Source organism: Brachyspira alvinipulli ATCC 51933 (assembly GCF_000518245.1).
GTDB lineage: Bacteria > Spirochaetota > Brachyspiria > Brachyspirales > Brachyspiraceae > Brachyspira > Brachyspira alvinipulli.
Genome location: NZ_JADF01000021.1, coordinates 47,258 through 54,326, shown reverse-complemented (window position 1 = coordinate 54,326; position 7,069 = coordinate 47,258). Strand labels below are relative to the sequence as shown.

The window sequence follows — 7,069 nt, the reverse complement described above, 5'->3', positions numbered from 1 at the left end:
TTTGTTTGTTTGTTTGTTTGTTTGTTTGTTTGTTACCATATAATATCCCATTATATTATAACATAATAGCTTTCAATAGTCAAACCATAATATTTTTTTATTCACATTCTTTATTGATTTTATATATTATTCTATTTTTTTAGCTATAATATATTCTGGTCTTTTTTTTACTTCATTGAAAAGATTAGCCAAATATTCACTTATAACAGAAAGAGAAATCAATTGAGCACCACCCATAAAAAGTATAATAATAATAGTTGATGCCCATCCTTTTACTAAAACATTTGGGTTAAAAAAATATAAATAAAAAACCCTCAAAGAAAATATAAGGGCAAAAAATATAGATATTATACCTAAATATAATGATATCTTTAATGGTTTTACTGAAAATGACAATATACCTGTCATAGCTAATTTAATCATCTTTTTTAATGTATATTTTGTCTCGCCTGCTATCCTTGCCTCTCTTTTGTATTCAAAAGCCATTTGTTCAAAACCCATCCAACTAATTAATCCTCTAATATATTTTGGATTTTCAGAAAATTGCTTATACGTTTCTATAACCTGCCTATTTATTAATCTAAAATCTCCAGTATCTACTGGAAATTTAATTTCAGATAACAAATTTATAAAACGATAAAATAATGCTGCTGTTACCTTTTTAAATAAATTTTCTCCATCTCTTGATATTCTTTTACCATATATTATTGGATTTTTTGTATTTTCGTATAGCTTTATCATATCCGGTATTATTTCAGGTGGGTCTTGTAGATCTGCATCTATAATTACAGCTATATCAGAACTGCAATTATGTATCCCACAACTTACAGCAGCCTGATGTCCGAAATTTCTTGAAAAAGAATATAATTTTATTCTATTGTCTTCTTTTGACAAATCTTCTATTATACTTTCTGTTTTATCTTTACTTCCATCATTAATAAATATAAATTCTATTCTATAATTTTCTATAGATTTCGAAACATTATCCAATCTTTCATAAAGTGATAATAAAACATCTTCTTCGTTATAGCAAGGAATTATAAAACTTAATTTTTCCATCATTCATTCACTCAGCAATTATAGGAATATATTTTTTAGTATATCCATATCTATACATCCAATTAGATATATATCTATTTATCATATCATTTTTATTTTTACCTAATCCAACATTTTGTAAATTAAAATCTTTCATAACTTTTTCAGTTATTATAATAATATTTTTATTTTGTTTATCTGCATCTTTATAAATTTCTACTAAAGAATTTTCAAAATTATATTTTGGATTAATATAATTATTGTTTTTATCATCATAAATTTTAAGAACATTTAAAAACATAGAAAATATTATAAATATAATTAAAAAAGAAGATACAAATGAACATACAATATTTTTAAGCCTAATCATTTTTAGTAAAATTAATACAAATACTGAAAATATTAATAATAATTCAAAATTAACTCTTGAAACTCTTATAGCAAAAAAGCCAAATATACCAATAATATTAACCAATAATATAGAAAAAATAATATAGCTTAATGCTGATATTTTTTTATTTTTAATAGCAACAATAATAATTACTATTAAAGATAGTATGGATAATATTATTAATACTTTTTCAAATATTAATAACTTATTAAAATAGTATGCTATATTACTAAATATTGATGTATCTTTAATACTTACTAATTGAGATTCTCCTCTTCCTCCATTGCCAAAAAGTGTCAAAATAAATGATACAGAACTAAATATTATTGTTAGCATCAATACAAGCAATATAGAAAATTTTATGTTTGCTATATTATTGTTTTTTAATACACTTTTTATAACAAAAAAGTATAGAATCATAAAAAATGACAACCCTGCTATTACTAATGAAGTTGTTTCTAATGTGAAAGTTGCAAAATAAATTAAATGTATTAATAATGAATAATAAATAATTTTATTTTCAGTAAAAATTAATTCTTTATTATTATAAAAATAGTATATTATAGGTAAAAATATTAATAATGAAAATCCTGCTGAACCTATATAAGCAGAAATATATATATAATCAATTGTATTTAAAGAAAGATAATAATTATATAAAGAAATTATAATAAATATTAATTTATAATTGTTTTTATTATTTAAAATCCAAACTAATATTGTTAATGAAATTGTTAATAAATAAAAATATATTGTTGTAAATATAGTTATAGTTATTTTTTGAGCTGTAATTGGTTCTATATTAAACAAATTTATTAAAATATTTCCAAATGGACGCATATTTAATGACATTAATATATCAGCAAAATGTCTTCCTCTTTGCCAAAAATATCCATGAAAATCATATATTTGATAAAAAGAATTATAATCAGTCGAGTATATCCAGTCATCTATACCTAAATTATTGAGTGATGAAGAAGCTAATACTATTAAAGAAAATATAATTATATAAATTATAAAAAGAATATTACTTATGTTATATTTTTTAAAAAAAACAAATTCTTTTATATAATAATTATTTTCAGAAAAATCTATATACTTATCAAATATTTGTCTATTAATATAAATAATGTAAGATATCAAAACAATAAAAAATACAAATATAATAGACATTAATAATTTAGTTTTTATTTTCAAAATATAATTAACATTATCAATTTTATCAGATTCTATCTTTTTGGAAGAAATTAAATTACCAAAAGGGCTACCATTATTAATATCTATTTCTTTAATAAAATCATTGTCTTTTAAAACTTTATTTGTATCTATATAAAGACCATAAATATCACTATGCTTAAATATTCTATTATAATATTGAACTTTAAAGCTATATTCATAATTTCTAATATTTTCATTTGTAAATATATAATTTTTAAGACTTTCTTCATCTAAATTATATTCTTTAATAAATTGATCTTTTATATGATATAAATTATTTAATTCTAAAGTCCTGTTTATATTAAGTTTAAAATCTCCTAAATATCCTATTCTATTTTTATTTCCAATAATAGAAAGTACTATAATCACTATAACAGATATTATTAATAATGATATATATATTTTTGGAGAAAGTTTATTATTTTTCATAAACTTTCTCCAAAAATAAATATGTATTTATATAAAAAAAATATTTTTTTGCAATAAGTATAAATTTCTTTAGAAGAGTAAAACTTGAGGTTTGTTTGTTTGTTTGTTTGTTTGTTTGTTTGTTTGTTTGTTTGTTTGTTTGTTTGTTTGTTTGTTTGTTTGTTTGTTTGTTATATAAATTTCTAGTAGCATAATATGTATTGTAACATAATTATTACAAATTATCAAATCATAATTTATAAAATATTAAATATACAAAATTAATTGTAATATTAGTAGAATAATAAATTCAAAAAATATTAATTATTCTTTTTTATTAACTTAAATACTTTTTTATGCTCAGTATCTACAAGTGGAGTGTATGTTATACCTTCATAGTTTATATAATAATTTGTAAAATAATTTGAAATATATATATGCATATTTTTATCATATGAATTTAGTAAAAAGTAAAATTTATCATCATTTATTTTAGCCAAATCATTTTCATTTTCTAAAATAGAATAATATAAATTTGTATTTAGATAACTAGTATCATAGTATTGAAGCATATCTTTATAACTATATACTTTAATATTTTCTTTTAATATTTCTTTTTTATCCCCTATATATTCAAACATTATAAATCTTTCAGGAGTTGATATAGATACAAAATAAATAGATGCTATTATATAAAAAAATAATATTCTAATTTTAATATTAGATACAAATGATACTACTAATGGTATTATAAATAATATAAATATATATCCTGTAGCTGAATATTTTTCCATTTTAGAACCAGATATTTTATATGCTATTATAGAATACATCAGGCCTATGATTATAACCATAATTAATATCTTTCTTTTGTCAGTATCCATTTTATTTAATATACTAATATTTTTTATCTTATACAGTACCACAAATAATATTATATATAAAACGAAAATTATGAATAAATATGGTATTAGTCCGTTAAATGATAAATTGTTTATATAATTAAAAAGTATACTCATTGGATAAACAGTTTTTTCTATCCTTTCGGAAGAAGTGGAAACTAATGATTTAAAGAAATTTAAATATAATATTTCTGATACAAAAAGTGCTGTTATAAAAGCAGCAGCATAATATAATACTACTTTATAATTATATATTTTTATTAAAGGATTAAAAACAATAATTTTATTACTTAAACAATAATTAATGAAAATTAATAAAGATATTATTAAAATAAATAATAAAGAAGAATATAAAGTTAAATATGTTACTGATGCCATTATAGTTGTAATTATAATATTTTTTATACTATAATTATTTTTATATATAGTACTAATTACCAAATATGTTATGATAACAAACATAGTTTCTTGTAATTGATAGGCTCTTAAATACATAGAAAGCCCAATTGATATAGGAGAAAGTGAAAATACAAAGATACTAAACAATACATATTCTTTCTGATTTTCAAAAATTAGTTTTAATAGCTTATATAAAGCGATAAATGATATAACAAAAAATATGCAATTTAATATTGTTCCTGTAATTATAAAATCAGAAATAGTATATGCAACTCTTCCAATAAAAGCAAGTCTTAATAAGATGTAATATATATTAGGAATAGGTCCATCATTAGTATTTTTATGCATTCTCATAATATCTTCAATGCAATCTTTTATACTTGCATTATCAAATCCAATATTTTTTAATATATCCTCTCCTAATGTATTATTAATTGGAATAGTGAATCTTGCACTGTATCCATTGTTAGAGAATGAAATACTTTGATATTCATCAGGACTTATAGCATCTTGATTATAAGCCCAATATAACCTAACAGATATTGAAAATATTAATATAACAAGAATAACAATATAATAAAATAATTTACTATTTATGAAATAAATTATTTTATTATAAATAATAGTATTGCTGCATACATTCTTGAAGTTGAAATATATTAGAAATAATATATATATTAAAGCACAACAATAAAATATAATTATCTTATTTTTTATCTTCAAAATATAATTAACATTATCAATTTTATCAAAATCTATTTTTTTGGAAGAGATTAAATTACCAAAAGGACTGCCATAATAGTCAGTAATAATTTCATTTATAAAATTATTATCTTGTAAAATTTTATTTGTATCTATATAAACACCATAAATATCACTATTTCTAAATACTTTATCATAATATTTTAATCTGAAACCATAGCTGTAATTTGTTATATTTTCATTTGTGAATATATAATTTTTAATACTTTCTTGATCTAATTTCCCTTCAGCATCTATAAATTGATCTTTTATATGAGATAAATTATTTAATTCTAAAGTACGGATTATATGAAAATCATCAAATTTAAAATCGCCTAAATATCCTACTCTATTTTTACCACCAAGTACATAAAGCACTATAATAGCTACAAAAATTATAATTATCAAAGACACATATATTTTCAGAAATAGTTTATTATTTTTCATAAACTTTCTCCAAAAATAAATATGTATTTATGTATAAAAAATATTTTTTTGCAATAAGTATAAATTTCTTTAGAAGAGTAAAACTTGAGGTTTGTTTGTTTGTTTGTTTGTTTGTTTGTTTGTTTGTTTTCATATAATTTTCCAATATTACAGTATCTATGCAGTGTAACATAATTATTATAAATAGTCAAATAATATCAAAAATACTTTATATTTTTTGACAAAGTATAGTTTATATGTATAATATTAATATGAATAATAAGTTAATAAAAATACTTTTATTAATCAGCATGCTTTTCATGTGCGGATGTTTGAATTTTTTTACAAACTCTTCCAGCACTAATAATGACGGTATAGATAAAAAATATATAGGAACATATCAGGGACAAATAACTACAATAGAAAATAATAATATTCAATCCCAAAGTACAGCAACTGTAACAGTAGGAAGCGGCGGATTTGTACAGATTAGAGTATCAGGCTCAACTATAAATTTAATGGTTAATATATATAAAGAAGATATAATAAAAATATCAGATAATTTATATAAAGCATCTGCAACTTCAAGCGGTTACATATATAATTTTAGTTTTTCATTTAATAATAATTGGTTAAATCTATATTTCACTAGAAGCGATAATAGTATAAGTGAAGGAAATTTAAATAAAATAAATTAACTATTTTTATAAAAATAGATCATAAGTGCAGCAAAAATTGTAAGCATCATTCCTATAATAGAATATATATCTACAATTTCATTAAATAAAAATATGCTGAATAAATAAGAAAATATTACACCTGTATAATTATAAATACTTATTCTTGATATAGGAGCTTTTTTATATGCTATTGTTAAAAAAAATTGTCCAAACCCAGCAAATATTCCTATAATCAAAAGCATTATTATTTGAATAAAATTTGGAATTACAAAATCTTTTATAAAAAATAATGACAATAAACAAGAAAATAAAGAGAAATAAAATATTATTAATGAATTGCTTTCTTTTCCTTTTAGAGAACCTATTATAGTATAAGAAATACCGGCAAACATTGCTGCTGATAATGCTATTAATGCCGGAAAAACATTTGAATTCATAGAAGGCTTTATAATAAAAATAGAACCAATAGCTGCAATTATTAATCCAATCCACTGGATTTTAAATATTTTTTCTTTAATGATAATAAAAGCAAATAAACTAGACCAAAAAGGAGAGGTTTTTTGAAGTACTGATGCATCTGCTAATACCATATTATTCGCAGCATAAAAATAAGCTATAATTCCCAAATATCCAGATACAGATCTGCATACAATAGATAAGACATTATTTTTATCTGGAAATAACCTCTCTTTATTTTTAAACATTACAAAAGCACTTATTAATAATGTTATAAAATTACGGGCAAAAACTTGTTCCATAACAGGAATAGTTTTTCCAGAAATTTTTACAGCTATTTCCATTATACTGAATGATAAAGCAGAAAATATTATATATAATGAGCCTATTTTGATATTGTTCATAAAAAC

The 7,069-nt window shown here is 20.5% G+C and carries 5 protein-coding genes; 1 reads left to right on the top strand and 4 read right to left on the bottom strand.

Annotation, left to right across the window (positions count from 1 at the left end; translation table 11 throughout):
• Positions 1–126: 126 nt before the first annotated feature.
• The 3 genes from T324_RS0103775 to T324_RS16675 form a co-directional block, all read right to left on the bottom strand.
• A complete protein-coding gene (locus T324_RS0103775; RefSeq protein ID WP_028329029.1) occupies positions 127–1,059 on the bottom strand; it encodes a glycosyltransferase in 933 nt (310 codons plus the stop codon).
• Between the two features lie 7 nt (positions 1,060–1,066).
• On the bottom strand, positions 1,067–3,076 hold the full coding sequence (locus tag T324_RS0103770) for a hypothetical protein (RefSeq protein ID WP_028329028.1): 2,010 nt from the start codon (positions 3,074–3,076) through the stop codon (positions 1,067–1,069).
• A gap of 299 nt (positions 3,077–3,375) precedes the next feature.
• A complete protein-coding gene (locus T324_RS16675; RefSeq protein ID WP_051436784.1) occupies positions 3,376–5,544 on the bottom strand; it encodes a hypothetical protein in 2,169 nt (722 codons plus the stop codon).
• A gap of 251 nt (positions 5,545–5,795) precedes the next feature.
• Between T324_RS16675 and T324_RS0103755 the strand changes: the two genes are divergently transcribed.
• Complete coding sequence (locus T324_RS0103755; protein ID WP_038375008.1) at positions 5,796–6,221, top strand: hypothetical protein; 426 nt, start codon at positions 5,796–5,798, stop codon at positions 6,219–6,221.
• Here T324_RS0103755 and T324_RS0103750 read toward each other — a convergent pair.
• The gene (locus tag T324_RS0103750; protein WP_028329026.1) at positions 6,218–7,063 is read right to left on the bottom strand and encodes a DMT family transporter; all 846 of its coding nucleotides are present in this window, start codon (positions 7,061–7,063) and stop codon (positions 6,218–6,220) included. The genes T324_RS0103755 and T324_RS0103750 overlap by 4 nt on opposite strands.
• Positions 7,064–7,069 lie beyond the last annotated feature (6 nt).

Coding starts and splice junctions, on each gene's coding strand:
- T324_RS0103755 (WP_038375008.1), top strand. CDS start 5,796: ATGAATAATAAGTTAATAAAAATACTTTTATTAATCAGCATGCTTTTC.
- T324_RS16675 (WP_051436784.1), bottom strand. CDS start 5,544: ATGAAAAATAATAAACTATTTCTGAAAATATATGTGTCTTTGATAATT.
- T324_RS0103775 (WP_028329029.1), bottom strand. CDS start 1,059: ATGGAAAAATTAAGTTTTATAATTCCTTGCTATAACGAAGAAGATGTT.
- T324_RS0103770 (WP_028329028.1), bottom strand. CDS start 3,076: ATGAAAAATAATAAACTTTCTCCAAAAATATATATATCATTATTAATA.
- T324_RS0103750 (WP_028329026.1), bottom strand. CDS start 7,063: ATGAACAATATCAAAATAGGCTCATTATATATAATATTTTCTGCTTTA.